Raw genomic sequence first — 26,543 nt, 5'->3', positions numbered from 1 at the left:
AGCGAGATTGGCAAGGACCGTATTGCTGAAAGCGACGCGGCGATCTTCGCGCGGACGATCGAGATCATCGTCGTGCCATGTGAAGACCGCCGATCAACCAGCTTCCGCATGCTCGATCCTGGAGGTTCGAGGCCGACACCGCGGATTGCCGCGACGGCGTGGAACCGACCCCTCGCACCGCCACGTCGGGCCAATCAATATCTAACTCGTGGATAATCCGGTCGAGCGTTTGCGCCTTTGGCCAAGTGCGGACATTTTCGATCCGCGACAGGGCAACGCAGGTCATTCCTACACCGAAGGCAAGTGCTTCCTTACTGATCGCCCTAGAGTGCCTTTCACGTATGTACGATGATCCCTGAGTATCTCTCCGAGCTCCGGCCGCAGATGGCTGAAGCCTTGTGGCAGTCGCATCCGGGCGGGGGGACTATCCGATTTCATGAAACCGGCATGTAACATGACGTGTATTTCGTACGTACCCGCTGACAGCCGTAACACAACGCTGGTATGGCCGCTGCACGGATAATGTTGGCACAGGGACCAGAAGCGCAACAAGCGCTGGCCGAGCTTGTGCGCTTGCTGGCAAGGGAAGCGACCATCGAACATGCATGCGGGATTCCCGTGCCGCCGAGGCGGTGAAGCAAAGGCAGGCCGAGACATCGGCTATTACCACATGGAAAAGCTCACTAGCCTTGACCGCCTACCCTACAACGGCTTCATGGTTTCCTGTTTTCTAGCAAAGATAGAGAATGGTCCCACTGGCTGGCCACGAGCGGTCGCTATACTTAACGATTGACATATCCACCTCAGGATTGTGACACGCAAGCCCAGCCAGGAGTTTAAAGCCTGCGACGGCGGCAGTTCAGCTTGATGTGGTGAAGCTGGTGCGAAGGTGTCGCGCCGCGGTGTCGCAGGCTAGCCAAGATCTGGACTTGCCCGATAACCTGCATTGCAAGTGAGTGCATGATATAACGTTCGAGTCCTTGGCGACACCTGGGGGACTAGCCGATGTCCTGGTTCTGAAAAGCGCTCGGTGTTCTGCGCAGCAAGCTCGGGCACTCGACCCTGGGCTATCACAGTTCTACAGATTTTGAACGGCAGGCACAGGTAGCTTAACCTCGCGTCTATTGGCCCAGCAGCGGCTTATGGCGTTGGGGTCACAGATGACAAAGTTCATGCCACACCCACGCCAATGAGGGGCAAAACCGGTCAGAGATATGAATACGCTGCACAACCGACAACGCCGCCCGTGAGGGCGGCGATTGTAGTTCTATATCGGTGGTTGCGGGGAGGTGCAGCCACCTTGATTTGCTTATCGAATGTCGATGCTGACTTGCCCAATTACATAGTGATGAAGCGAATTGCGTTGTCTACTTCACCCCTCTGGTTCCCTTGTGTCAGAGGTCCGCGATCTCGGCCGTGTCTGAGCCAATGCTATTCTCGAGAACCGTCATAGCCTCTTACTTTTGAAGGCATATTTGGTGGAACGCGGAACGGCAGCTTCCAGGAAGGCGCGTGGCAATAGCCGACATTACGGGAGCTGCCGCTTTTCCCAAAATAGATCGATTTTTTTGGAATGGCGGGGTTTGAGAAAGATAGCCAACGTAAGCCAGCCGACATCTCCTTACCCGCTGCAACGTCCAAACAGATCGTTCAGATACGCCGCCAGATGCAGTCCCGATTTGGTCATCTGCGCATGGAGCAGTGGCCGGGCGGTGTAGAGATAGTCACCGTCGATCGTCTTCGACTTGGGATAGACCTGCGGATGAAGCGCCCGCGCCTCGTCGACCCATGACACGGGATCGGGGCTCGACCACGCGATGGCCTGCTCGCTGGTGATCCGGGCGAGCAGATAGTCGGTCCATTCGGTGTAGGACATCTGCTCGCTGTCGATCAGCGTCGAATCCCAGATCGTGTGCAGGTTGGTCTGTTGGCCGCGCAGCGTCACGATCTCGTCATTGCCCCCGCGGTCGCGGGCATTGCCCGAATGCAGCGGCTGGCCGAGATCGCCGGCGATATGGACGATCATGCGCAATGCGTCGCGTCGCGCGGCGATCGGCGCCTTGCGGTCGCGCACGACGGCCCGGAACTTGGCCAGCGCCGACACCGCATCGCCCTGCGGGGGTACGCCCGCCTGCGTATAGGTCTTGCCGTCGGGTATCGTGACGAAATGCCAGTTGAAGGTCGTCTTGCTCCAATAGGGATCGGACTGCATCCGCATATAGTCCGCCCAGTTGGCGGCATCGGCGAGCGTTTCGACGCCGAGGAGATCGCGGATCTCCAGCCGGGTCGTGCCGCAGATGAAGCGGTCCGCGATCGCGCCGCTGACGCGGTGCCCGGTCGGCCCCCACGCCATCGCCGGTGTCGATGCCAGCGCCAGCGCGCCGGCGAGAAAGGCCCTGATGAATCGCATGCTGTAATCCTTGTGCGCGACGGGGAGGCGCCGTGGCCTCCCCGTCCGTCGGTCAGAAGTCGAAGCGGAGGCCGACCCGCATCTGCCAGAGCGAGGCGCTCTGATAGGTCGTGGCGGTCTGCCTGCTCGCATTGGAGTAGAGATAGCGGGCGCACGGATTCCCCGCCGCCGCGACGCACGAAACGTTGGCGATGCTGACCGAGTCCGAGAAGACCTTGTAGGTGTTCCAGTTGCGGTTGAGCAGGTTCAGCACATTCTCGACATCGGTGAAGACCTTCGCCTTGCCGAAGAAGAACGGGATCTCCTGCGACACATGGAGATCCAGTCTCGAGAAGCCCGGCGACGTGCCCAGGTTGCGCGGCGCGATCGCGCCGTAATATTTGCGCAATTTGCTGCCGTCGACGGTGGCACGCAGCGCGTCGAGCGTCGCCTGGTCGGCGAACTCCACCACGCCGACCTGCGGACGGCCCGCCGCATTGATGATCGCCGCCTGATCGAAATCGGGAACGTAGAACAGATGCCGCCCATTGCCGCCGACCGTGCCGAACACCTGCGACCGGCCGTTGCTGGCGTCGGTAAAGGTGTAGCTGTACGGGCGCCCGCTGCGGAATTCCCCGAACAGGTCGATCCGGAACTCGTTGTCGCCGAACAGGTCCGCCCTATAGCCGATCTGCACCTTGCCGTTGTGGCGTGTCTCGAAGCTCGAGCGGCCCAGCGTGCCGCGGTTCGGGTCGGCGGTGGTGACGCCCAGCAACTCGGTCGGCGTATAGCCGGTGAACGAACCGACATCCTTCACGTCCGAATAGATGTAGTTCGCGCCGAGCGAGAGCCCACCGATGCGCTTGCCCAGCCCTACGCCGAGAACGCGCGAACGGCCCTGGCCCGTGTTGCGCAACACGATGTCCCAATTGGCGCCGACCGCGGGATTGTAGCGCGGGCGGCCATCGGGAAGCTCGCCGATCTGGGCGGTCCGCACGTCGGTCGCGACGAAGCCGTTATTCACTTCGCTGGCGAGCGCGCTGAGGTTGAATTCCCAATTGTCCGCGATCCAGCCGGGGCCGAACGGCAGGCTTCCCGACCAGTTGAGCGCGACATTGGCCTTCCAGGTGGACGCCAGCTTCAGATCAGGGTCGAGCGCTCCGACCGAGGCCGCCGCGGGGGCCCCGGCACCCGCCAGATACTGGTCCAAGACGCTTGGAATGCCCTGGCCGGTGACGTTGTCGAGCGCCGCCGATCCCAGCGATGGGGCGATGTTGGCCGCGGCCCCGGTCTGGGTGGCATCGACGAAGCTGGTGCCGTTGCGCTGGAACAACAGGCTGTTCTGGCGCACGCCGTCGTTCGAGAAGGAGTTCGAGAACCAGACATCCGGCGTCCCGCCGCCGAACAGGCCGGCGCCGGCCGACAGGCGCAGGTTTGGCTTCGCATCCCAGGTCACGCCCAGCCGCGGCTGCAGCACGCCGCCCGTCGGCATCGCCGCATTGGAGAAGCCGTACGCCGAGAGGAACCGGACGTTGAGCTGCGGTCGGTCGGCATCGACCCAGTCGTAGCGCAGCCCGCCGGTCACCGTGATATCGGGCGATACCGACCAGCTGTCCTGCACGCCGAACGTATAGGACATGTAATTGAAGCGCGCGGCCGCGTCCGCCGGATCGCCCGACAGCGCGTTGGCATAGGTCAGCTGGTTCGCACGCCCCGCCTCGAGATCGGCGATCGAATCGAAGTAATATTTCCCCTTGGTCGCGGGGACGAACAGGTTGTTGATCTTGACCTGCTGCCCCTCGGCGAGGAGCTTGATGACGTGGCCGCCGCCCGAATATTGGCCCGACCACGACACGCCGCTGTTCCGGATGCTGAGATAGTTGGACTGGCGGAACTGATCGTGGCCGAGCAGGACGCGGCCATTGGGGTTGGCGCCGGTCGGGGCGAGGCAGTTCAGCCCGCTGCCGCGCGACACGGGGTCGAGGCAGATCTCGAACTCGGGGAAATCGCTGCCGCCATAGGGGTTCTGCGTCCGCTCGTAATCGCGGCGCGTGACGCGCAGTTCGGTCGAGAAATTGTCGCTCCAGTTGGAATTCAGCTGGGCGGCATAGGCGTTGGTCGTCTCGCCGAGCAGATAGAAGTTGGATTGCAGCCCGACCGACGGGTTCGACCCGGTCTCGCTGAAGCCGACATCGCGCGGCACCTCGTTCTTGTGGTAGATATATGTCAGCGCGAGCCGGTGCCGGTCGCTGATGTTCCAGTCGAGCTTCGCCGACGCCTTCTTGTCCTTTTCCGGCAACGTTTTGGCGATGTCGAGCGGGTCGAAGCCGTAGCGGCTGTTCAGGATGCTGCGGACGCGGTCGACGTTGGCGCGGGTGACGAACGGGATCTCGGTGCTCGCGCCCTCTCCTGCCAGGCCGCGCGCGCTGACCTGGCTTTCCTTGAGCTGCTCATAGGATATGGCGAAGAACAGCTTGTCCTTGATGATCGGGCCGGACAGGTTGCCGCCGTAATCGCGGAAGCTCGGCACCGGGGTCAGTCGTCCCGCCGCCGCCGGGACGACCGTCCCGTCCGAGCGGACATTATCGTAGGTCTTCGTGCCCTGAAGCGAATCGTCGCCGAAGATTCCGAAGGTGCTGCCATGGAACCGGTTGCTGCCCGATTTCAGGATGATGTTGACCGATCCACCCTGGAGATCGCCCTCGGAAATGTCGATCGGGACCGCCTTCACGTTGAGCTGGTCGATCGCATCGAGAGAGACGATGCCGCGCGCCGACGGCAGGCCGCCTGCGTTGAGCCCGAAATCGTCGCCGATCGCGACGCCGTCGATGGTAAAGCGATTGCCGCGCGGGCTGGCGCCGCCGATCGAGATCGCCCGACCGCGCGGGTTCGGATCGAGGCTGGTGAGCGGGTCGCGCCGCAGCAGGTCGCGCAGGTCACGATTGACCGACGCGATGCCTTGGATCGCATCGGCGTTCAGGCTCGTCTGCCCGGCGACGGCGAGACCGTCACGCTTGGCGCCGGCGGTAACGACGATGTCGTTGCCGGTCTGCGCATCGACCGTGACGTTCAGCGTGACGGTGCTGCCAGCGGCGGTCTGCACGCCTTCTGTGGTCTTGCTGTCGTACGACGGTGCGTTGACGGTCACGCGGAACGGTCCGCCTGCGCGCAGACCGGAGGCATTGAAATTGCCCGTCGTGTCGGTCGCCTGGGTGACCTGCGTGCCGGACGGCATGTGAACGATCGTGACCGACGCATTGGCGACGGGCTGTCCGCCCGCATCGGTGACGCGACCACGGACGGCAGAGGTGGTTTCCTGCGCGAACGCGGGCTGAACGCAAGCGACGGTAAGCGCCAGAACACTGGCGCCAATGGCGGTTAGTCTCATGAAATCTCCCTGGGCCGCTTGCCATTTCGGCCTAGCGGAGGCCCCTATGGGCAGTGTTCATGTCAGTGTTGTTACGGATCGGATCGTTTGCGGTTTGTGGATGATTTCTGCCAGCCTGACTTTGCTGGAAAAGAATTCATGGCGGGACAGTCGCCGGGGCAATCGCAAGGATAGCCGTCCGGGGCACCTGCTCTTGTAACTGAGTTCTCGATTGCTTTTTCCCGAAATGACCTGTCGGACATGGAGAAACAGGAAAAATCGTGCCTATGGAGTGGCCGTTATCGGGAGCCCGGATCGCCAGCCTTAACGTCCGGGTGTGAGCGTTTTGGGTCCGTCCGCTTTACCGCCCGAAAGCTGCCAGTCGGCTTTCAGGAACGGTTGGCAAGCTGGGAGCGCCTGAACGTCCCGACCTGGTGTTTAGCGGACAGGCAGCTTTCAGGAGGCAGCTGGCGATTGCTGCCGTTCCCAAAAGGATCAATTATGGAAGTCGTTTCAGCTTAAGGTTTGGCGTCGGCTTCCTCTGTGAAGGGCACATCGAACGGGCCGGAAACAATGCGCCCGCTAACCTTTGAACCGGTGCTATCCACATGCAGCACCATGTCAGTCGACAGTATGAAGTAGGTGTCCGGCGACGACGCATAGAGCGGCTCGCTGACTCCTTCCTTCAGCGACAAGGCCAAGCCCGATCCTTCGCCGGTGATCGAGAAAGAGCCAAGGTTTGGAATTGCGTAGTTGCCAACCAGGCGCGCGCGCATGAGCACCGGGATCGGCACACTCGCGCGCTCGATGCTACGGTAGCTTGGCCAGCCATAGGCTGCGGCCACGCTGCGGGTAATCTCAAGCCCCAACTCATTGCCCTGAGCGCCGTTGGTCATGACGGCTACGCCATCGCCAGTGTCGGTATAGGCTACCAGGAAGTTCTCATATCCCTCGTTGCTGCCCCCATGCGAGAAGTCGCGAGCGGCAGATGCACCGTGGACCTCAAGGCCGAGGCCGTAACCGCCCTTGCCGGGTGTCAGCATCTCCGTCGCGAGCGCCCGGCTGAGAAGTGCGCCCGTCTTGCCGCGAGCGCTGTTACGCACGGCTATGGCATAGCGCAGCAGGTCGCCCGGCGTGCTCCAAAGACCCGCTGCGGCCAGTTCCGGGTAAGTGTGGGGTCCGCCCAAAACGGGCACTCCCGTCCCATCGTGCGGCCAAGCTGCGTTCGCCAGCAAGACAGCGTCGAGCGGCTGCGCGAAGTAGCTATGCGTCATGCCGGCGGGACGGAGCACCTCGTCGCGTAGCACGTCGGCGAATGTTTGGGCTGTCACATCGCCGATCAGCTTCTGAACGACGGTATAGCCCCCGCCGGAGTAGCGCCAAGCCGTGCCCGGCGTGGTCTCCACGACAACCGGCTTGGTGTTCGCAGGCGCGCGGCCGGCGAGCACGTCATCGACGCTCGGCACCGGTAGGCCGGCAGCATAGCCGGGAAAGCCATGTACCGTGGTCCCCGCAGTGTGCGAGAGCAGCTCACGCAACGTAACGTGCGCGCCGGGCGGCGTCGGCAGTTTCCAGCCTCGAAGCTGCCCGTTCACGTCGCCATCAAGCTTCAGGCGGCGCTGCTGGACGAGACGCAGCGCGGCCAGCGCCGCTAGCGGCTTGCTAATCGAACCCGCCTGAAAAAGAGTGTCGGGTGTCACCGGTATCCCCCCGCGCGCGTGATCCCGTATCCCTTGGACCATTCGATCGTTCCGCCACGCAGGACGGCGACGCTGGCACCGGGCACGTGCAGCCGACTCATCTCTGCGGCAATCGTTCGAGGTGACGCTGGCGTGCCGGCCAGCACCACAGCGGAGGTCAGGCCGTGCTCGACCTCAGCAATCTTTGATGGTCCAGAAGCAAGTGGCTGTTGCTGGGCGGCGACAGGAGCGGACACGAAGGCCAAAACGAACGCTACTCGAATTTGCCCGATCATCATCCCCGCCTTCTGGTGTCCTACTGGGCTAATACGCTACGCATTGCTGCCGGGCGTAGCAAGGACCCTGCTGCGGCCCCGTACCGACCGCCATTGCCCTTGGTCCATTCTCGATCGAATCTCGGGAATGGCCGAGCTTGGTGGAGAGCGGAACGGCCGCTTTTGGGTGCCGATCGGCGAAAGCGGGCGTGTATTTATATGGCAGGGCAAGGCACGCATGAGGACCAAGCGCGACTCATCGCTGCGTCTGCGCAGTTCGCCACAGCTGACGCAATAATGCCCGATATTGGCAAAAAGCGGTCAGATATCTGGGCGCATTCATATTTATTACGCATTGGCTACGTATCGGCGATCGCTGGATATCGTTGGGATGCGGCATCGACGTCGCAAGCTTGTAAAGGCGCTGGGCATGGGAATTGATCGCCGGACCTTCATGCTCGGTGCATCCGGTGCCGCCGCTGCACAGGGGGGGGCCGCGTCCGCGCTGCGCCGATCTGGAGGCGGTGGCTCAATCATGGACGTCGAGCATGTCGTGGTCCTGATGCAGGAGAACCGCTCGTTCGATCATTATTTCGGCACGTTGCGCGGTGTGCGCGGGTTCGCGGATCCACGGCCAGTCGCGCTGCCCGGCGGCCGGTCGGTATGGGCGCAGCGCGGCGCGGATCGCGACGGGGGACGGACGATCTGGCCGTTCCGGCTGGACTATAACGCAAGCAACGCACGCTGTTTCACCGGGCTCGATCACAGCTGGAAGGACAGCCAGGCGCGCTGGCGCAACTGGGACGTATGGGCGGACCAGAAGGGCCCCCTCACGATGGCGCATCTCACCCGCGCGGACATTCCGTATTATCATGCGCTGGCTGACCAGTTCACGATCTGCGACGGCTATCACTGCTCGTTGCAGGGCCCGACCGGCCCGAATCGGCTCTATCATTTCAGCGGTACCAGCGGGCTCAGCGTCGGGCAGGAGGGGGTCTACTGCGTCACCAATGGCGGCACCGACCCGAACCCCGGTGCCGATATGGCCGAGGACGACGCCACCGAGGGACTGCGCTGGCGCAGCTATGCCGGACGGCTGGAAGACGCCGGGATTGCGTGGCGCATATACCAGGAGGCCGCGAACTATTCGGACAACCCGCTCGGCTATTTCAGCGAGTTCCGGAAACTGAACCGCGCGTCGTCGCGCTATCGGCGCGGGCGCGCCTGTGTCGACTGGATCGACGGTGTCGCGCCCAGCGATCCCGAGAAGACGCAGGCGAAGCACCTGATCGCCGCCTTCGCCGCCGATGCCGCCGCGGATCGGTTGCCGGCGGTGTCGTGGATCGTGCCGATGATGCAGATGAGCGAGCACCCCGATGCGCCGGTGCCGTTCGGCGAAGTGCTGATCAGCAGCGTGGTCGCAGCACTCGCCGCCAACCCGGACGTCTGGGCGAAGACGGTGCTGATCGTCAACTATGACGAGAATGACGGCTTCTTCGATCACGTGCCGGCCCCTGTCCCGGGAATCGCGCCGCGGTACGGCGCGAGCAATGTCGACGTCCGCAGCGAAACCTATCAAGGCGAGCCCGTCGGGCTTGGGCCCCGTGTGCCGATGACGGTTATCTCGCCCTGGACGCGGGGCGGATGGGTCAATTCGCAGCTGTTCGACCATACCTCGGTCCTCCGCTTCCTCGAGAAGCGCTTCGGCGTGATGGAGCCGAACATCTCGCCGTGGCGGCGCGCGGTCTGCGGCGACCTCACTTCAATCTTCGACTTCGACGTGCCGCTACGCGCGCGGCGCGATACGCGCTGGGCGGCGGCTTTGCCGTCGGTCTCTGGCTATGTCGCGGAGACCGAGCGGTTGTGCGCCACCGCGCCGCCGCCGGTCATCGCCAACGGACAGGGCGTGCCCGCGCAGGAGACGGGGACACGCCCGGCGCGTGCGCTGCCGTACCGGTTTGCCGTCGAGCCCTTGTGGTCAAGTTCGGGCCTGACGCTGCGCTTCGTAAACGAAGGCCCGGTGGGTGTCGTTTTTGGCGTGCAGGACGAGCTGGCCTTTCCGGGATGGCGCTATTTCACCGTGGCTGGCCAGTCGCGCCTCGAGGAGAGGTGGGACGTCGGGGCGGGCCAACCGCACGCGCTGGTGATCCGCGGGCCGAATGGCTTCCAGCGCGACGATCGCGGTGGGGGCGACGGCGCGCGCATCGAAGCCGCCTGGCACGATGCCGGCACGGGCGGCGTAGTCCGGCTGCGCAACCGGGGCGTTGCGCCGGTGGCGATGGCGATGCACTGCGCGCATTCGGGTGCGCGCCGCGAGATCGTGGTCGCGGCCGAAGGCACGGCGCAGCTTACTATCCCGTCCGCCGACCATCGCTGGTATGATCTGCTGTTGACCGCGCCCGGCGGGGTGCGCCTGCATCTGGCCGGTCATATCGAGACCGGGGGGACCAGCATCAGCGAACCGGCCGCGCGCTTCCCGCACCCCGTCTGAGCCCGACTGTCACGGCGCTGTCGCCAAGCCGGCCTAGCCGGGCTCCGTGGGCAGGGTGGACGGAATGCATGGCGGCGTGACCGTAGACGACAGGATATTCACGCCGCGCTTCCTCTCGCTCGCGGCGATGGAGTTTCTCGAACGGTTCGCGGTGTCGGGGATGAAGGCTCTCCTCGTCCTGCTGTTGGTCGATCGGTTGCTGATCGGCGACCTGTCGCGCATCGTCGGCGCAACGGTGTTGCGCGAGGCCAGCTTGGCGATGTTCGGTCCCGTCTCCACGACAGGGCTCGCCTCGCAATTCTACGGCTATGTCAATGCGCTCATCTACCTTGCGGTCCCGGTCGGCGGTCTGATCGGCGATCTGATCGCAAGCCGGCGCGCGATGGTGGCAATCGGCGGCGTCGCGATGCTGCTTGGCCTGACGCTGATGCTCAGCGAACCGACCTTCCTTCTTGGGCTCATGCCCTTCGCCGTGGGTGCCGGGCTGCTGAAGGGCAACCTGTCCGCGCAGGTCGGGTTGCTGTTCCGCGACGACGCGCAGCGGCGGCGCGGCTATACCGCCTATCTGGGCTGTCTGAATGCCGGGATCATTTGCGGCCCGCTGGTATGCGGCGCGCTCGCCGCGTTCGCGGGCCCGAGCTACGCGATCGGCGCAGCCGCGGCGGCGGTCGCAGGGGGGCTGGCGCTGTGCGCGATGACCGGCCGTGACCTGGTCGAGCATCAGGTGCCGAGCGCATCGCCGCCAGGATCGCCGACCGGAAATGCGCAGGCAACCGCGCTGCTCGTGGTGGCGCTGGCCTCGGTCTATCTCTGCTATTCGGCCTATGATCAACTCGGCAACATCTTCCTGCTCTGGGCGCGCGAGCGGACCGATCGGCAAATCTTCGGCTGGACCATGCCGGTCGCCTGGTTCCTCGCGCTCGACGGCGTGTTCACGCTCGCGTTGATCGCAGGGGCGGGGCTGCTCTCTCGAGCGTTTGCGCGGCGCGGTATCCAGGTCGGGTCGCTGGTCCAGATATTCCTCGGCGGCGTGCTGTGCGCGGCCGGGTACCTCGTCCTGGCGCTCGGCGACACGATCAGCCGCGGGGCGCTGCTCGGGCTGCCCTGGACGCTGGTCTATCTCCTGCTCATCGACGGCGCGATCGTGCTGATCTGGCCCTCCGCGCTAAGCCTAATCGCGGGGGCTGCGCCGCGCCGCCTGATCGGCTTCTGGATGGGGCTATTCTATCTCCATGGCTTCCTCTCGAGCCTGTGGGCGGGGTTCAGCGGCGTGTATTACGAGCGGGTCACCAGCCCGCATTTCTGGCTGCTGCACGCCGCCGTCGCGGGCGGGGGTGCCATGCTGATCCTCGTCGCCGGGCCCCCGCTCGCCCGGCGCCTTCGTTAGGCGATCATGACGTCGGCGTGAGCGAAGGCGCGTGCGTATTCGTCCGCGAGCGGCTTGTCGGTCACCAATAGGTCGACGTCTGTCAGCGCCGCGGTCTGGATCAGCGCATACCGCCCGAACTTCGACGCGTCCGCGGCGAGCAGCACGCGCTTCGACGTGGCATAGGCTATCCGGCTCATCGTTGCCTCGCCGGGATGGAAGTCCATAAGCCCGCGCTCCAGGCTGATGCCGCCGACCGACAGGATCGCCAGATGTGGCGTGAAACCGCGGACATAGTCCTGCGCGACGTGATCGGAAAAGGCGCGATAGTCATAGTCCATCTGACCGCCGGCGAGGAACAGACGGTTGTTGTTGATCCCGCCCAGGTCGGTCGCGACGCGCAGCGAGTTGGTGATGACGGTCAGCGATCGCCGCGAGGCCAGATGCCGGGCGATGAAGCAGCTGGTCGTGCCTGAATCGATGAACAGGATCGCACCGTCCTCAATCAGTTCGGCGGCGGCGCGTGCGATGCGCAGCTTTGCGTCGGCATTCTCCTCCATGCGCTGGTGGAGCGGTCCTTCATGCACGGGCGTCGTCATCCGCGCGCCGCCATGTTCGCGGATGATGACGCCGTGATCCTCGAGCGCGCGCAGCTCGCGCCGGATCGTCTCGTCCGAGACCGCGAGCTCGGCGGCGAGCGCGCTGACCGACAGCGTCCGGCCGCCGCGCAGGCGCGCCATGATCTCGTGCTGGCGTCGTGATCGCTTCTCTATTTCGGCCTCCATCGTCGGGTTAGGACATGCTCCATGCCTCGGCCGACTGGCAAGCGCGAGCCGACCGAGGAGGCGTCAGAATCCGACGACCGCGGTCAGACGCACCGAGCGCGGCGTCTGGTAGTTGACCGGCGCGCGATAGTCCGAGTTTGCCGACCCGTCGCTCAACTCGCCGAAGTTATTGTACGACGTCGTCGCCGAACTATCGAAGACGTTGAACACGTCCACGCGCAGTGACGCCTGCAGATGCGGGATCGGCAGGTGGACGACCGCGCTGACGTCGAACTGCGCCAGCCAGTCGCCGGTGAACGCCGTCCCGCGCGGGATCAGCGTGCCCTGACAATAATAGCCATAGCCGTGATACGTGTTCGCATAGGCATCGACTGCAAGCGGCACCGCGCCGATGCAGCTGTAATGCGGCGCCGACTGCACCAGCATGTTGGCGCCGAGATCGAGCGCCTCGAACACCCGGTAGCTGCCATAGGCCTTGAAACTGTGGCGGCGATCGTTGGGCAGGTAGCCATAGGCGCCGTTGACGAAGCCGGGTGAATCGAAGTCCGCGGTGCGGTTGATCGCGAGCTGACCGTTTTCCGAACGCACGCCGCCCTCGTAATTGCCCTTGTCGAACGCCAGCGTGTACGACGCCGACAGGCTCCATTTCTCGTCGAAGCTGCGATCGAAGGTGAGCGTCAGCGCGTTGTAGTTGCGGCTGGGCTTGGGGTAGCCGAGTTCGGACGCCTTGAGCGTTACCGTCGGGGTGGTGCCGTCGGGCAGCTTGTTGATCTGCGTCGTCACGTCGCGGCCGGGATTGGCGATCACGAACTGGCTGCCCCCCGGATAGGCCGATTGGCACGCCGCCGCGGTGAACCCGGCGCCGACGCAATAGGCGCGCGCACCGGCGTCGATCGAGATGTCCTCGATCACGTCGGTCAGCGCGCGGTGCGTGAAGTATGCGCCGATCCGGATCCGGTCGCTGAACTGGTGCTCGGCGCCGATGATGAACTCGTTGTCCGACTGCGGCTTGATGTTGGTGGCGATCGCGCCGGCCGGGTTGAACGCCGAGCCGTCGGCAGAGACCTCGCAGTTGCGAATGCCGGTGTCGGGGCAGGCCGTTGTGTTGACGACCGACAGGATCGGTGCGCCGGCGTTCGGTACGCTGCCCGTGCCGCTTACCCCGGTGAACACATTGTAGCGCGTGTAGGTCACCAGGCTGCCGGCGACGTTCAGGTTGATGTCACCGGCCATCGGCAGGTAATATTTCGAATAGGAGCCGAAGACCTTTGTGCGTCCGTCGCCGACCGGATCGAACGCGGCGCCCAGGCGCGGCGCCCATTGGTTGCCCGATTCGAAGAACGACTTTCCGTTGACCCCCTGGTTGCTGAAGCGATCGTTGCGGACGCCGATGTCGAGCCGCAGCCGATTGTCAAACAGCGACCATTGGTCCTGCAGGTAGAAGGCTTCGTTACGGACGTGCGCGACGCCGCTCTGTTCGTAGACGCGCGTGGTATAATATTGCGTACCGACCGGTGCCCCGATCCGCGCCGCCGACTCCGCGGTGACGTTGAAGATCTTGTACGCGCCGCCGCCGATCGTCTCGAATGTCTGGGTCTGGGTGTTTTTCTCGTGGTCGTAGCCGCCGCGGACGTGATGCGCGCCCAGCAACTGGAATTGCAGGTCGGTGTCGACGCGGTAGAATTCGCGTTTGTTGTCCGTGCTGCTGAACGCGTCAGTGACCTTGTTGGCGCCGATCTGGATGCCGGCGGGGTCGCTGCGATAGTCGATGACCTGCGGGTTGGTGACATCGAGCGGCACGCTGCCCGAGCGCAGCTTGTTGACGCCATATGCGCCCGACAGCGTCAGCCACGGCGTGAAGGTGCCGGTATAACGACCGACATAGTTGATTCCGCCGGCGCGCGCATTGGTGCCGCCCGTCTCGGCGCCTAGCCTGTCGGCGGTGCGATCCCAGTTATAGCTGCGGTTGCGCGTCTCGTTGGTGGTGTCGAAATAGGTGAATTCGAGATGATGGTCGCCGGTGATGTAGCCGTCGATCTTGCCGCCCCAGAACGGGCTGGTGTTGGCGACCCCGGTGGCGTTGTCCTGATTGGCCTGCGGCGTCTGCGAGCGGATCTCGCGCAGGTTGTAGAGGCCGTAGATGAACAGGTGATCCTTGATGATCGGCCCGCTCGCCTGGAAGATCGCTTCCTTACGGCTGGCGGTTGCGTGGGCATAGTCGACCGTGCGGGTCGACGGCGCGCTGCCGCGCAGGCCTTCGGGATCCCAGATGCCCGTCACGCTCGCATGGTATGCGTTGGTGCCGGACTTGGTCGTGGCGACCACATATCCACCGGTCGCACGGCCGAATTCGGCGGGCGCACCGCCGGTCTTGACCTCGACGGTCTGGTAGAAGTCGAACGGCACTTCGGCTGGCTGTCCACCCGACACGAAGTCGGTGACGTTCAGGCCGTTGATGTAGAAGGCGTTTTCGGTGAAAGCAGCGCCGCCGATCGATACCTGGTTTGCAAAGCCGCCATTGGAGGGCGACGAGCCTTGGACCGCGCCCGGGGTCAGCAGCATGACGTCGCGCAACGTTCGGCCGATCGGCACGCGCGTCGTCAGCGACCCGAGATTGATCGTGCTGCCGACCGTCGTGTCTTGGAAGTCGGCGACGCGCTGGCGGGTGCCCGTGACGACGATGTCGCCGCTCTGGTCGGCGGGCACGAGCCGGAAGCTGTTGGCGCCACCGGATTCGCGCGTCAGCGCGATGCTGCGCTCGTTATAGGTCGCGAAGCCCTTCGCGGTGATGGTGACGTCGTAGTTGCCGGGGGGCAGCTGGGGAATCGTGTAGCTGCCGGTCACGTCGGTGGCCGCGCTGCGGCTGACACCGCGATCGGAGGACGTGATCTTGACCTCGGCACCGACGATCGCGGTTCCATCCTGCTGCGTTACCCGGCCGGATGCGGCGACGTTGGTATAGTCCTGCGCGTCGACCGACACAGTCCCCAACACGACGGCCCCGGCGGTGGCGCCGAGCATCAGCAATGCGCGCAGAGCTGCGCGCGACGAAAGTCGCGTGGACCGAAACATCAGAACCCCTTTTGTAGCTGCCAGTGCGGGTGACCCGCGCTGCTGAAGGCCATCTAGTCGAGGGTTGTGGAGTTTCTGTGACAATCGATCATAAAACGAACAGTATTAGACGGTAGGGGGAGGCAAGGCGCTGGCAGACAAGATTTCGCGGTCTCAGCGCTTAGCGACAGGTCGGCCCGCAGGTCTTGAGGTTCAGAACCGGAGCAACTGCAAAATGATGGCGGATACGGGGTCGGGCCACCGCCTATGATCGTTAGGTGTGTGCCATCACGCCTGAGATGGAGCCTGGAGACGCGCGCATATGGATAAACGACCGTTGATCGTATTCGACGTCAATGAGACGCTGCTCGATATCGAGTTCCTTGAGCCATTCTTCGCCGAAGTTTTCGCGGCTCCCGGTCGGATGCGGGAATGGTTCGCGCAGGTCATCCTGTACGCCGAAGCGGTCTCGCTGGCCGGGCCTTACATCCCGTTCGGCAAGCTGGGCGGTGGCGTATTGCGGATGCTAGGCGAGATCTACGACATTGCGGTCACGGACGACCATGTTCGCCAGCTTGGCGCGCTGACGGCCGATATGCCGGTACATGCCGATGTCGCTGCCGGTTTGGCCGCGCTGAAAGACGCCGGATTCTCGATCGTCACGCTTACCAACTCGCCGAAGAGTCCCGGGCCTGATGCGCTCGACAGGGCAGGACTGGGGCCGATGTTCGACCGCCGGTTCACCGTTGATACCGTACATCGGTTCAAGCCGACGCCGACGACCTATCAATTCGTGCAGGATGCCATGGGGTCATCGCCAGACACTATCTGGCTGATCGCAGCCCATACATGGGACACGATCGGCGCGCAGGCCTTCGGATGGAAGGCCGCCCTGGTCACGCGCGGCGTGAACGCACCTTTAGTCCTGGACGGCATTCCGCAACCGACGCTTGTTGCTCGTGACGTCGACGAGGCCGCGCGCGCGATCGTAGCTAGACACTAGCGCAATGCCTTTACAGCCAACGGTCTTGGTGTGGTCCAACTCGCTACACGCGTGGTCCCATTCGATGTGAACGAATGGCCGAAGTCGGGACGCCGCCAAGGGCTCTCGAACGTCCGGCTCTGGGTCTCAGTATCAGGGAAGGTGAAAACTGCCGTACTCTGTTCAGCGCCTACGGACTGACAGTCGACGAACCTAGCGCAGTCCCATCCGATCTAGCTTTTTTAGCAGGCCGACCCGCGAAAGACCGAGGTTGCGGGCGGTGTGAGTGTGGTTATGGCCGGTCAGTACCAGCGCCTCGGTGATACGGCGGTACTCAAGCGCTGCTATCTCCTCCTCGAGCGTCTGTGGCGTGCCGACGGTTGGCAGGTCTGCGACGGCGTCGCCGACGGCGAAGGCGAGATCGGCTGCGCCGACATCGACGCCGATTGCCGATCGAGGGGCCAACGCAGCCGCACATTCGACGGCCGAGCGCAGTTCACGGACGTTACCGGGCCAGCGCCGCTTCGCCAGCCAGTCCAGCGCGTCCGGTGCGCACTGGCCAGTGCCGTCGCTGGCGCGGCGTAGAAAAACCGTGGCGAGCAGGGACACGTCGGTCGGGCGTTCGTCGAGTGACGGCGTGCGCAGAACGACGCCCTTCAGTCGGTAATACAGGTCTTCGCGGAAGCTGCCGTCGGCAACGCAGGCAGCGAGGTCGCGGTGGGTCGCGGCGACGATACGGACGTCCGCGATACGCGGCTCGCGCGCGCCCACTGGCTGGAAGCTGCCGTCGGCCAGGAAGCGGAGCAGCTTGACCTGCATGGCCGCGGGCATCTCGCCGATTTCGTCGAGGAACAGCGTGCCGCCAGCTGCGGTCTCGACGAGCCCGGGACGGTCGCTCGTCGCGCCGGTGAAACTGCCCTTGAGATGGCCGAACAGCTCGCTTTCGAGCAGCTCGGGCGGGATCGCACCGCAATGGACAGGCACGAGCTTCCGGTCGGCGCGCGGGGAGGCAAAGTGGAGCGCACGCGCGACCAGCTCCTTGCCGGTACCGCTTGGACCGAGCACCAGAACGGGCAGACGGGTCGGTGCGACCCGCCGGATCAGGTCGCGCAATGCGGCCATTACCGGTGTAGTGCCGATGAGTCCCATGTCCTCGGCACCGGTCTCGCGAGCCTTGAGCGCAGCGAGTTCGCGCGCGAGGCCCGCGCGTTCCATCGCGCGGGCGACGACGATGCGCAGGATGTCGGGGTCGACGGGTTTGGCAAGGAAATCCCATGCGCCGGCATCAATGGCCTTCAGCGCAAGCGCGTGGTCGGCATGGCCGGTCATGACGATGACGGGCGCAGGCGCGAAGCTGGCGATCAGCGCCAGCCCGGCTTCTGGATCATGGTGCGGTGGCATCGCGAGATCGAGCAGGACGAGGTCGGCGGGTGCCTCGGCAAAGGCGGCACGGGCGGCGTCGCCATCGCCGACCACGCGGACGTCATGGCCGAGACCGCGCAGCCACGCGCCGGTGAGCCGCTGGAAGGCGGGTTCGTCGTCGGCCAGCAGGATGCCGCTCATTACATATCTCCGAAGGTAAGACGGAAGCAGGTCGACCAGCCAGGCCGCCAAGCGAGCGTGACGGTTCCGCCATGCGCCTCCATGATGCGGCGGACGATGGCGAGGCCCAGGCCGGTGCCTCCGGGGCGGCGCGAAACGAACGGGCGGAAGAGGTTGTCGACGATCTCGGGAGCGATGCCGGGCCCGTCGTCGCAGACGTCGATGAACACAGGGGGGCCCTCTGCGGCGACGATGGTGACGTTCGTGCCGAGCGCGCGCGCGTTGTCGACGAGGTTGGTGAGCACTCGGACGAGCGCCCGGCGGTCAGCCATGACGCTCAGGTCCTCAGGCACTTCGAGTCCGACGCCCATCTGCCCGACGAGCTCGATCAGGCGAATGGGCTGCGGCACCACCGTCCAAGCACGCGAATAATCGAGGATGTCGCTGACGAGGTGATTCATCCGCGCAACCTGTTCGCTGATTTCCGCGCGCACCTCGGACGGGGCACCCGTTGCTGCCATCGTCACGATCCCGAGAGGGTTGCGCAGATCGTGCGCGACGGTCGCGGCCAGTTCGCCCAGTTCGATCATCCTGGCTTGGCGTTCGACATCAACTAGCCGGTGCGCGGCTGCAAGGCGGCGCGCAGTTTCCTCAACGAGCCCGGCGAACCGGTCGACGACGTGGCGTGTCGCTGGCGGCGCATCGTTCCAGCCACGCAGGGTCACCGTTTCGCCGGTGACCGCCAATGACGGACCGTCGTCGACCACTGGCAAGTTCAGCCGCAGCACGAGCAACACATTGGCGATCGTCGCGAGTTCCGTCGTGTCGGTCGCTCCGGCTAGCTGGTCGCGCCAGTCTGCGACGTCGGCGTCTCTGACCCGGCCGCCGGGAAACACGACCGCATCAGCCAGCCGCTTGAGCGGGGCGAGCACGAGAATGCCGAGCGCAAGCGTCGCGGCGAGCGCTGCCCAGGTCGCTAACAGGCCCGCTGGCCGGCCGGCCAGCACGAGCGGCACCGTGGCGATGCCTACGCTGTCCGCTCCCGCCAGCGCCACGAGCAGAATCCAGACGAGCCCACGCCGAGCCCAAAGGTCCGTCGCCATGAAGCGATACCGCAGGATGCCGTAGACCAAGGCGACCGAGTAAAGCGGCAGCAGCAGGACCGGCCAAGGATAGGCGTCGATCCCGAGCGCGGGGAAGGTGAAGCCGGTGAGTGCGACGAGACCGATCAGGCTGGAGACGAATACCGCGCCGGCCTGGCGGCGATGCTGCCCTTGCTGCTGCACCCAGGTCTGCGTGAGACGAAGATGGCCAATCACCGACAACAGGCCGGCGAAACCCAGCACGCCCCAGCCGACGATTGACGGCACGAACATGCCAGGGAAGCCGTGCCACGGCACAACCTTACCCACTCCGAATATGAGGCCTACGATCGTGGCAAACCCAGAACGATATGAACAGCGTTACAAATTGAAAAATCAGCGGCTGAACGATCAAGGGCCGTTTCAGTGATCGCGATTGCCGTGCCGTCATGACAGCGCGCGTAAAAGGTAGCCGACGCCCCTGATCGCGTGAATTTCGACCTCCGCCCCGGCTTCGAAAAGTTTTCGTCGAAGCCGCGAAACATGGGAATCGAGTGTATTGGATTGGATATCATCGTCGAACCCATAGACCGCCTGTTCGAGCGCTTCGCGCTGGACGGTCCTGCCGCGTCGCTTCACGAGCGATCCGAGCACCAGCAATTCCCGGCGGGCCAGGTCGACCCGGACACCCCGAACGGTCGCTTCCTCGTTGGTCAGATCGAAGAGCAGTGCGCCGACCCGAACCTCGTCGGCGCCCAGTTCGGCCGGACGACGCCGTATCGCACGGATGCGCGCGAACATCTCGTCGAGCGCGAACGGCTTGATGAGATAGTCGTCAGCCCCTTCGTCGAGTCCGGCGACACGGTCCAGGACTTCTCCTTTCGCGCTTAGCACGATGATCGGCAGCCCGGGATTGTCGGCGCGGAGTGCCGGGATGATCGAGAGGCCGTCCCCGTCGGGCAAGGTCCGGTCGAGTAGGACGAGGTCATAGCTAAAGCTGCGCGTCACCTCGTGCGCCATCGCCAGCCGGTCGGCATGATCGACGATGAACTGCTCGCGCTCAAGCGCACCGCGCAGCGTGTCGGCAAATTCAAACTCATCTTCGATCAGGAGAATCCGCACCGGGGCACCTCGTTGTCGACGTCAATGGAATCGCCATCCTCCAGCCGATCTGGGTGGGATGGTTGTCGAACGGCCGGCACGACGCCACCCCGGATGCCGGCCTACTCTTCGTAACCAGCGCGGTCCTTTTCGCGGGCTCTGCGCGCCCGCTTCTCCGCGAGCTTCTCCCGGGCAGGTCGGCCCAGTTCCTGCGCCATCAGTTGCTGCTCCATGAGAGTCGAGTTCTGCCGGCCGCGTCGGCGCTGTTGCTGCATCATGCAGCCGGTATAGGCTGGCGAGCCGCGACTAGCGCCCATCTTGGCGCAGGCCGCCTGATCCTTTCGCTTCTGGGCCGTGGCCCCGCTGCCGAGCATAACGGCACCCATCATGGTTGCCCCGATTGCAAGGCGGCGCAACCCTCGGGCATTAACTTTCAGTTTAATCATAAGATCTCTCATGGTTGTGAGTGGTCGACCAACGTGATGGTATCCGTGGTCGGGTCTTCGATGGCACGTGGCCAATCGGTTATTGCCGGATGGACGGGTGATCTCGCGCAGACCGTCGATGCGTTCTAGCGATACCGCCAGCCGCCATGATGCCGGTACCGCTGATTATAATAGCGGCCTTCATTATAGTATCGACCGCGATACCGTCGGTCGTCGTGCCGACGCGCGTGGTCGCCGTATCGACCGGGGCGATGCCGGATCTGGTCACGGCCGGGTCGACCACGACGGATCTCGCCGCGGTCACCCGCCTGCTCATATCGGGAGCCGCGGTCGCCGGGTTGAGCATTGGCAGCAATGGTCGTGCCAAGCATAATGAACGCAACCGCGGCCGGCATAAGTCTTGTGATCATGTCACTCTCCTGCGACCTTGCACTGGTGGTCACCAAGAGGATGTGACAGGCGTAGATTGCCCGAACATGGCGGTTCAGCGCGGTACGTGGTTGCGCCAATCCCGCGCCTGACGCTCGATCCCGAAATACATCGAGACAACGTGCGCCTTCGATCACCCGGGCGAGCGCGCACCGGGTTTGAAACCATGGCGACCCGCGCTGACAGCAATGCAGAGCGCGGTCAGCGAAAGCGCGAGCACGACCCACGAGAAGGTGCCTGCACCCGACGTATCGAGCAAGATGCCGCCGACGATGCCGCCTGCGGCGATTGCGCTATTCCAGACGGTCGTGATCATCGCATTGGCGAGGTCGACGCCGTCACCTGCAGCATCGGCAGACGCCGTCTGCAGTTGGGTTGCTGCACCGCCGAAGGATAACCCCCAGACAACGATACCGGCGATCACCACCGCAGGGATCGTACCAAACAGAATGAAGGCAAGCGCGACGCAGACGAACGTGACCAGGCTGACCAGCACCAGACGGCGCAACATCCGGTCCACCAGCAGCCCCGTCACCCAGATACCCACAAGCGCTGCCACGCCAAAGGTGAGCAGCAGCACATCAATCCGATCTTGCAGGCCCGACAGCGCGGCGAACGGCGCGACATAGGTATAGAGGATGTTGTGCGCGGTCATCCAGGCGAAAATCGTCGCGAGAATAGGGCGGATTCCGGGCGTCTTGAAGACGGCTCCAATCGACAACCGCCGGTGCGCTGACTGGCCGGCGAAGTCGGGCACTGCCCATAACACCCAGCCGATCAGCAAGACCGTCGTTCCCGACATCGCGAAGAACGCCGCCCGCCAGCCCACGGTCGCGCCGAGAAAGGCGCCCGCTGGTACACCGAGCGAGAGCGCGATGGGGGTACCGACCATCGCGATCGCGAGCGCCTTGCCCTTGAGCGGGCCGATCACCATCCGCCGCGCATAGCCTGCCAAAATACCCCAGGCGAGGCCGGCCGCCACACCGGCCAGGAAGCGCACGACCAAGGTCAGCCAGTAATTACCTGATATGGCGGTGATCGTGTTGAAGATCAGGAAGCCAATGATTGCCGCCAGCAGCGTCGGCTTGCGGCGCAATCCTTGCGTCCAGGCCGTCAATGGGATCGCGGCGACCAGCGAACCCACGGCATAGGCAGTGACGGTTTGCCCCGCGAGCGCTTGGGAAACGCCAAGTCCCTCCGACATGCTGGGCAGCAAGCCGGCCGGCAGCGTTTCCGTCAGGATAGCCGTAAAGCCGGTCATGGCGAGCGCCAGAAGCGCAGCGATCGGCAGCGTATCGCGCTCACCTTCCACGCGTACGGGTATTGGATGTGCCATAGAATACCTCACTTGTGGACTGAATGATCCACAAGTGTATGATGCGCTACTGGTTGTCAACGACTTCCGGACCGACTACTCCAGAAGTCAGCGAAGGAAGATGACATGGCCCGTACCGGACGCCCGCGAGGATTCGATCGTGACAAAGCAGTCGGGCAGGCAATGCACCTGTTCTGGGAGCATGGTTTCGAAGGCGTGTCGCTGGAGCAATTGCGCCAATCGATGGGCGGCATCTCGTCAGCGAGCTTCTACGTGGCCTTTGGGTCCAAGGAAGCCCTGTATCGGACCGCTCTAGAAGACTATCGCGCAACGCATGGCAAGGTGGTGCTGGCCTTGCATGATGAGGGGCTTTCGCCGCGGCAGCGCATAGAGCAAGCATTGCGCCGGTCAGCTGAGATGCAGACCGACCCTGCCCATCCGACTGGTTGCATGGTCACGCTCTCGAGCACTATCTGCTCTGTCGATGGCGAATCCGTTCAAGCGCTGACCCTAGCGGAGCGGGTAGCGAACCGTGCGGCGATCCGGGCCTGTGTCGACGCGGCGATCGAGGATGGCACACTGCGGCACGACACCAATCCGGCCGGACTGACCACGCTGTTCGACGGGTTTTTGGTCGGCCTTTCTCTTCAGGCTCGCGATGGCGTCTCTCACGAAGATCTCGATGCGGGGGTCACGCAGGCATTGGCTGCTTGGGATGCAAACTCTGGCCGGCCTTAGGGCCGCGTTTGTACGTGGCGGTCCGAAGTACGCTGAATTACCCGCGGACTATCTACACGGAGACCCAGAAGCGGACGTCCGGACTGCCCCTGTTGCTTCCCGACTTCGGGCAATCGTTCATAACTGATCCAACGGTCGGTTAGCGCCCTAATCTCAGCCGTTCAGCTTGGTTCTGAGCGATCCCGAAACCGGCCACTCGTCATCCAGCTCGGGCCGAGAGCGCTCCGGACCGGGAGAGGCGGACCAAGCGCCGCCTTTGCAGACAATCTGGTGGCACCGCTCGAAGCGTCGATCCGGCATGTCTTCTCGCAGCGGTCCCGCGCAAGCGCTAGTCGCGATCACCTCGCGGCGGTCACCCGCCGCTGAGACGACGCTCGCGCTCGCCCGGCGATGTAGCCGACGCTGTAAGGGTCACCGCCCTCATCGTCGGAATCGCTCTCGGCTTCGGCGAGCTTGCTATATTCGGCCTCCCACTCAGCGAGTCAGACCTTTTCCATCAGGTAGAGGTCACGGTGGAGCGACAGATCGTCGAGATAAAAGACGCGAAAGCAGGATAGGTGAAGGCAATGCTAGCAGCTTAGGCGAACTCCCGATGTTGCGCGCCCTTGGCCCCCGCTCCGGCTCTCTCCTCGGGTTGGGTCCGGTGGCGCCACCGCGAGCGTGGACCGGGGCCGACCCGTCCACGTCGACGACGCGGGTGGCGACCGCCTCGTGGACCGAGCCCACGTGCCGGCCGGAGATGCCGCGGCGGAATGGTCACGCACGAGGCGCGGCGAGGGCCCCTTCACGGCGACGAGACCCGGTCCCCACCCGCTTACCCCTGCGCGTCCCGCCTGGACCTCAGATCGGAATGCAGACATATCGTCCGTTCGCGTCGAAGTAGCAGTATTGCGCACCGGCCAAGAGGACACTCGTCGCGGCGTTCCTCCGCAAAGCCTCAGTGGCGCCCTCCACCGCGCCCGCGCGGTCGGTCGCGACCTCCGACAGCGCGTGCCGCTTCTCGCTCCGGAGGAAGATGCGCACCAGCCTCGGCCCGCCTTCCGGTCCGCTAGACCGGAGCGGGGAGAACCCCGCAACGTCATTCTCGTGCACGTCGTGCCAGTCCTCCGTCGATTCCAGTCGGGCCATCTGGAAGACGTCGTCAAGATCCGGGTGAGGGCGGACGAGCCCGATAACCTGCCCTTCGTCGTCCGGCATATCTTCGAGCGGGTCGAATAAGTCGCCAACTTGGAAAATACCAGTTCCCTTGACCATGATCGCTTCTTCCCCCGATGAATAGCCGTCGACTCGGTTGGACTAAGCTGCGCTTTATATTGCCCGATGCATCGGCTGAGAGGGGGATCGATGACAAGCCTGTTTCTCAAGCGGCGCAGTTCGACCGCATTCCGGCACGCCTGGCGGACGAGGACGATGGCTGGTTTCCTGCTGCTGCCGGGCTGCAGCACGGTCGACCACTTCGGAGCACGTTCCGCCCGTTTCAACGCCGCGACGGTCGAGGGGCGGTCGCAGGCTATATTCTCGAACATCATGCGCGCGGCATATGCCCGGCCTCCCGCCACCGGACACACGGCTGAATCAGACTTCGACCCGCTCGGGCATCCCTCAACGATTCACGTCGCACGAAAACTGCTCTAGCGACGACGCTTGCAGTCAAGGCGCATCGCCGGGTTGCCAACGCCCCGCGGTGCGGTCGCCGGCAGCGCTCACTTCGGGCGTCATCGCTCACCCCCCGCGATCATCCTTCCGGTGCCGCTTCGACTTACCACCGCCACCGTCGGAGAGCCTCGCTTGCCGACGCGCGCGGTCGCCTGCCTCCCCGAGCACCTCCGAGGCCTCGCGCCGAGACGGCTCCGGTGTCGCGAGCGAGTAGAAGACGTCGGGGCCGTCCTCGCAGTGCAGCCACAGCTCGCTCATGCCCAGACGACCGAAATCGAGCACGCGCGCCTCGAACAGTCGATCAGGGGCATCCTCCTCCGCCAGGGCGCCCGCCTTGCCGAAGCGGTCCACGAGCGATCCCTTGATGACCATCGCCGCCGGCTTCCCACCGTCTTGGTCCAGCATGTCCACGATCTTCGGGCCGCGCGCGTCGCTGATGAGGTATCTCCAGCCCAGCTGACGCGCCTCGCCCAGCGCGGCATCGGACCCGTCGCTCAGCGCCGCCTCGGTCAGAGCGGCGAGCGGCATGCCGTAAAGCGGCAGACCCGCCCCCGTCGGCACGGAGGCACCTCCTCCCGCGTCCGCGGCTGCCGTGTTGAAGTCGCCGCGCCCGCGCGAACGGCTGACCGCCTGCAGTTCGTCCGCGACGAAGGCGTCGGCGGACTCCGGTGTTGCTCTGGACATGATCGTCATGGCTCTCATCCTACCAGATATGCGTGGCTCTGCTCGCCCAGCACCTTCTCGCCCGTGCGGTCGGCGTAGCCGTCCCGGAACGTGTCGAAGCGCATGGTCAAGCGGTCGGCCCTCCCCTGGGCCAGTCCCGGGAACAGCGGGTCGTAGACGTGGACAAACCGTTTGCCGGCTCCTCCGTCCGACACCCCCGCGACGCAGACGAAGTGCGCACCGCCGGTCTGCCAGGCGATGCGGCACGGCACCGGCCGACCCGCCATGATCTCGGCCTTCAGGGCGGAGAAGCTAATGCGGCCCAGCCCGCCGTTCTCCCGCAGACGGCCACGCTCGTTAAGGATGGCGGTGAGCGAATGGGGCGAGTTGCAGTGGGCATCGCAGCTGGCCTCCGCACAGGCGCGCTCCTCGACATCGGCCGGATCGAACACGTCGCAACCCTCGTCGGGTCGACTTCGGGCGATGTGGTCGGTGGCGATGTCGGCCTGCTCGACCGGGTTGTGATCCAGCCGTTCGACCGCCTGCGTCACCGCAGCCCAGCACCAATTCGTCTGCTCCTGGCAGACCAGCTCGAAGCCCGGAACGACGTGCTCGGTCCCCGACGGCGCTCCACCACGATCCGATGATCGCAGCGCCAGCGGCGCTCCCATGAAAGCCGGAATTTGCATCTTTCCCTCCTACAGGATGTCGATCAGCTGGTTGCGGACGAGCGCCAGGCGGACGAGCGCCGCGTTCGCATCGGTTACGCCGGCGCCGCCGCGGTCGTCTCCGGCGCCGGCCGCCTTAGCGGCCGCACGCGCACCGGCCTTGGTCGCGGCCGCACCCGACTTGGCCTCGGCTTCGCCCTGCCTGGCAGACGCGGCCTCCCGCCGCGCGGCCGCGACGTTCACCTGCTGAACTTGCGTCCCCAGGAGCACGCCGATCGCGGTGAAGCCGACGGCGGACAGCCCATTGTAGAGCACGAGCGCCCGGTCCCACGCTTCGGGCTGACCGGGCGGCACGAACCGCTCATACATGAGCCACGAGGCGATCAGCCAGGCGACGGCGAGCAGGGCCGCTGCGACTAGCGTGTAGACCGGGAGCCGGGCGGCACCCTTGTCCAGGTCTCCCTTATTCTCGCCGATATGAGGAACAACCTTCGACGCTTCGGTCATCTCACCTTTCC

The 26,543-nt window shown here is 64.6% G+C and carries 20 protein-coding genes; 5 read left to right on the top strand and 15 right to left on the bottom strand.

Annotation, left to right across the window (positions count from 1 at the left end; all coding sequences use genetic code 11):
• Window positions 1-1,621: 1,621 nt before the first annotated feature.
• The 4 genes from J3A66_RS00195 to J3A66_RS00180 form a co-directional block, all read right to left on the bottom strand.
• Entirely contained in the window at window positions 1,622-2,410 is a 789-nt protein-coding gene (locus J3A66_RS00195; RefSeq protein ID WP_192070863.1) for a S1/P1 nuclease, read from the bottom strand.
• Between the two features lie 52 nt (window positions 2,411-2,462).
• Window positions 2,463-5,777 carry a TonB-dependent receptor gene (locus J3A66_RS00190; RefSeq protein ID WP_209566472.1) on the bottom strand — a complete coding sequence of 1,105 codons (3,315 nt, stop codon included), beginning with the start codon at window positions 5,775-5,777 and terminating at the stop codon, window positions 2,463-2,465.
• Window positions 5,778-6,274: 497 nt separating this feature from the next.
• The gene (locus J3A66_RS00185) at window positions 6,275-7,456 is read right to left on the bottom strand and encodes a serine hydrolase domain-containing protein (RefSeq protein WP_209566471.1); all 1,182 of its coding nucleotides are present in this window, start codon (window positions 7,454-7,456) and stop codon (window positions 6,275-6,277) included.
• Window positions 7,453-7,731 carry a hypothetical protein gene (locus tag J3A66_RS00180; protein ID WP_209566470.1) on the bottom strand — a complete coding sequence of 93 codons (279 nt, stop codon included), beginning with the start codon at window positions 7,729-7,731 and terminating at the stop codon, window positions 7,453-7,455. The genes J3A66_RS00185 and J3A66_RS00180 overlap by 4 nt, the downstream gene beginning before the upstream one ends.
• A 409-nt stretch (window positions 7,732-8,140) precedes the next feature.
• On the opposite strand from J3A66_RS00180, the gene J3A66_RS00175 reads away from it, so the two are divergent.
• Both J3A66_RS00175 and J3A66_RS00170 read left to right on the top strand, forming a co-directional pair.
• Complete coding sequence (locus tag J3A66_RS00175; RefSeq protein WP_209566469.1) at window positions 8,141-10,201, top strand: phospholipase C, phosphocholine-specific; 2,061 nt, start codon at window positions 8,141-8,143, stop codon at window positions 10,199-10,201.
• Between the two features lie 76 nt (window positions 10,202-10,277).
• The gene (locus tag J3A66_RS00170) at window positions 10,278-11,588 is read left to right on the top strand and encodes an MFS transporter (RefSeq protein WP_342212553.1); all 1,311 of its coding nucleotides are present in this window, start codon (window positions 10,278-10,280) and stop codon (window positions 11,586-11,588) included.
• On the opposite strand, the gene J3A66_RS00165 is transcribed toward J3A66_RS00170, so the two are convergent.
• Complete coding sequence (locus J3A66_RS00165) at window positions 11,585-12,352, bottom strand: DeoR/GlpR family DNA-binding transcription regulator (protein WP_274602288.1); 768 nt, start codon at window positions 12,350-12,352, stop codon at window positions 11,585-11,587. The two genes, J3A66_RS00170 and J3A66_RS00165, sit on opposite strands and share 4 nt — an antisense overlap.
• A 63-nt stretch (window positions 12,353-12,415) precedes the next feature.
• Entirely contained in the window at window positions 12,416-15,424 is a 3,009-nt protein-coding gene (locus tag J3A66_RS00160; protein ID WP_209566468.1) for a carboxypeptidase regulatory-like domain-containing protein, read from the bottom strand.
• A gap of 316 nt (window positions 15,425-15,740) precedes the next feature.
• Here J3A66_RS00160 and J3A66_RS00155 point away from each other — a divergent pair, with 316 nt between their 5' ends.
• On the top strand, window positions 15,741-16,406 hold the full coding sequence (locus J3A66_RS00155) for a haloacid dehalogenase type II (RefSeq protein WP_244654667.1): 666 nt from the start codon (window positions 15,741-15,743) through the stop codon (window positions 16,404-16,406).
• 192 nt (window positions 16,407-16,598) lie between these two features.
• Here J3A66_RS00155 and J3A66_RS00150 read toward each other — a convergent pair whose 3' ends face one another.
• From J3A66_RS00150 to J3A66_RS00130, 5 genes are all read right to left on the bottom strand, one after another.
• Window positions 16,599-17,948: a sigma-54 dependent transcriptional regulator gene (locus tag J3A66_RS00150; protein WP_209566467.1), complete on the bottom strand. Its 1,350-nt coding sequence runs from the start codon at window positions 17,946-17,948 to the stop codon at window positions 16,599-16,601.
• Window positions 17,948-19,303 carry a sensor histidine kinase gene (locus J3A66_RS00145; RefSeq protein WP_209566466.1) on the bottom strand — a complete coding sequence of 452 codons (1,356 nt, stop codon included), beginning with the start codon at window positions 19,301-19,303 and terminating at the stop codon, window positions 17,948-17,950. Before J3A66_RS00145 ends, J3A66_RS00150 begins: the two co-directional genes overlap by 1 nt.
• Before the next feature lie 153 nt (window positions 19,304-19,456).
• Window positions 19,457-20,131, bottom strand: a complete 675-nt coding sequence (locus tag J3A66_RS00140; RefSeq protein ID WP_192138716.1) for a response regulator transcription factor — start codon at window positions 20,129-20,131, stop codon at window positions 19,457-19,459.
• Window positions 20,132-20,232: 101 nt separating this feature from the next.
• Entirely contained in the window at window positions 20,233-20,556 is a 324-nt protein-coding gene (locus tag J3A66_RS00135; protein ID WP_192138715.1) for a hypothetical protein, read from the bottom strand.
• Between the two features lie 562 nt (window positions 20,557-21,118).
• Window positions 21,119-22,297, bottom strand: a complete 1,179-nt coding sequence (locus tag J3A66_RS00130) for an MFS transporter (RefSeq protein WP_348633956.1) — start codon at window positions 22,295-22,297, stop codon at window positions 21,119-21,121.
• 129 nt (window positions 22,298-22,426) lie between these two features.
• Here J3A66_RS00130 and J3A66_RS00125 point away from each other — a divergent pair, with 129 nt between their 5' ends.
• Window positions 22,427-23,038, top strand: a complete 612-nt coding sequence (locus tag J3A66_RS00125) for a TetR/AcrR family transcriptional regulator (RefSeq protein WP_209566464.1) — start codon at window positions 22,427-22,429, stop codon at window positions 23,036-23,038.
• Window positions 23,039-23,878: 840 nt separating this feature from the next.
• Here the strand turns inward: J3A66_RS00125 and J3A66_RS00120 are convergent.
• Window positions 23,879-24,292 carry a hypothetical protein gene (locus tag J3A66_RS00120; RefSeq protein ID WP_192070849.1) on the bottom strand — a complete coding sequence of 138 codons (414 nt, stop codon included), beginning with the start codon at window positions 24,290-24,292 and terminating at the stop codon, window positions 23,879-23,881.
• 90 nt (window positions 24,293-24,382) lie between these two features.
• On the opposite strand from J3A66_RS00120, the gene J3A66_RS00115 reads away from it, so the two are divergent.
• Window positions 24,383-24,673: a hypothetical protein gene (locus J3A66_RS00115; RefSeq protein ID WP_209566463.1), complete on the top strand. Its 291-nt coding sequence runs from the start codon at window positions 24,383-24,385 to the stop codon at window positions 24,671-24,673.
• 87 nt (window positions 24,674-24,760) lie between these two features.
• Here the strand turns inward: J3A66_RS00115 and J3A66_RS00110 are convergent, their stop codons facing one another.
• The 3 genes from J3A66_RS00110 to J3A66_RS00100 are packed head-to-tail and all read right to left on the bottom strand — an operon-like array spanning window position 24,761 to window position 26,532.
• Window positions 24,761-25,387, bottom strand: coding sequence for a hypothetical protein (locus J3A66_RS00110; RefSeq protein WP_192070847.1), 627 nt, complete (start codon window positions 25,385-25,387; stop codon window positions 24,761-24,763).
• A 5-nt stretch (window positions 25,388-25,392) separates the two neighbouring features.
• Window positions 25,393-26,046 (bottom strand): papain-like cysteine protease family protein, encoded by a 654-nt coding sequence (locus J3A66_RS00105; RefSeq protein ID WP_192070846.1) that lies wholly within the window; start codon window positions 26,044-26,046, stop codon window positions 25,393-25,395.
• Window positions 26,047-26,055: 9 nt separating this feature from the next.
• Window positions 26,056-26,532: a hypothetical protein gene (locus J3A66_RS00100; RefSeq protein ID WP_209566462.1), complete on the bottom strand. Its 477-nt coding sequence runs from the start codon at window positions 26,530-26,532 to the stop codon at window positions 26,056-26,058.
• Window positions 26,533-26,543: the final 11 nt, after the last annotated feature.

This window comes from Sphingomonas sp. PvP018, from assembly GCF_017876865.1.
Taxonomy (GTDB): domain Bacteria; phylum Pseudomonadota; class Alphaproteobacteria; order Sphingomonadales; family Sphingomonadaceae; genus Sphingomonas; species Sphingomonas aerolata.
The sequence above is the reverse complement of the archived record's forward strand: the minus strand, read 5'-3'. Positions and strand labels throughout refer to the sequence as shown.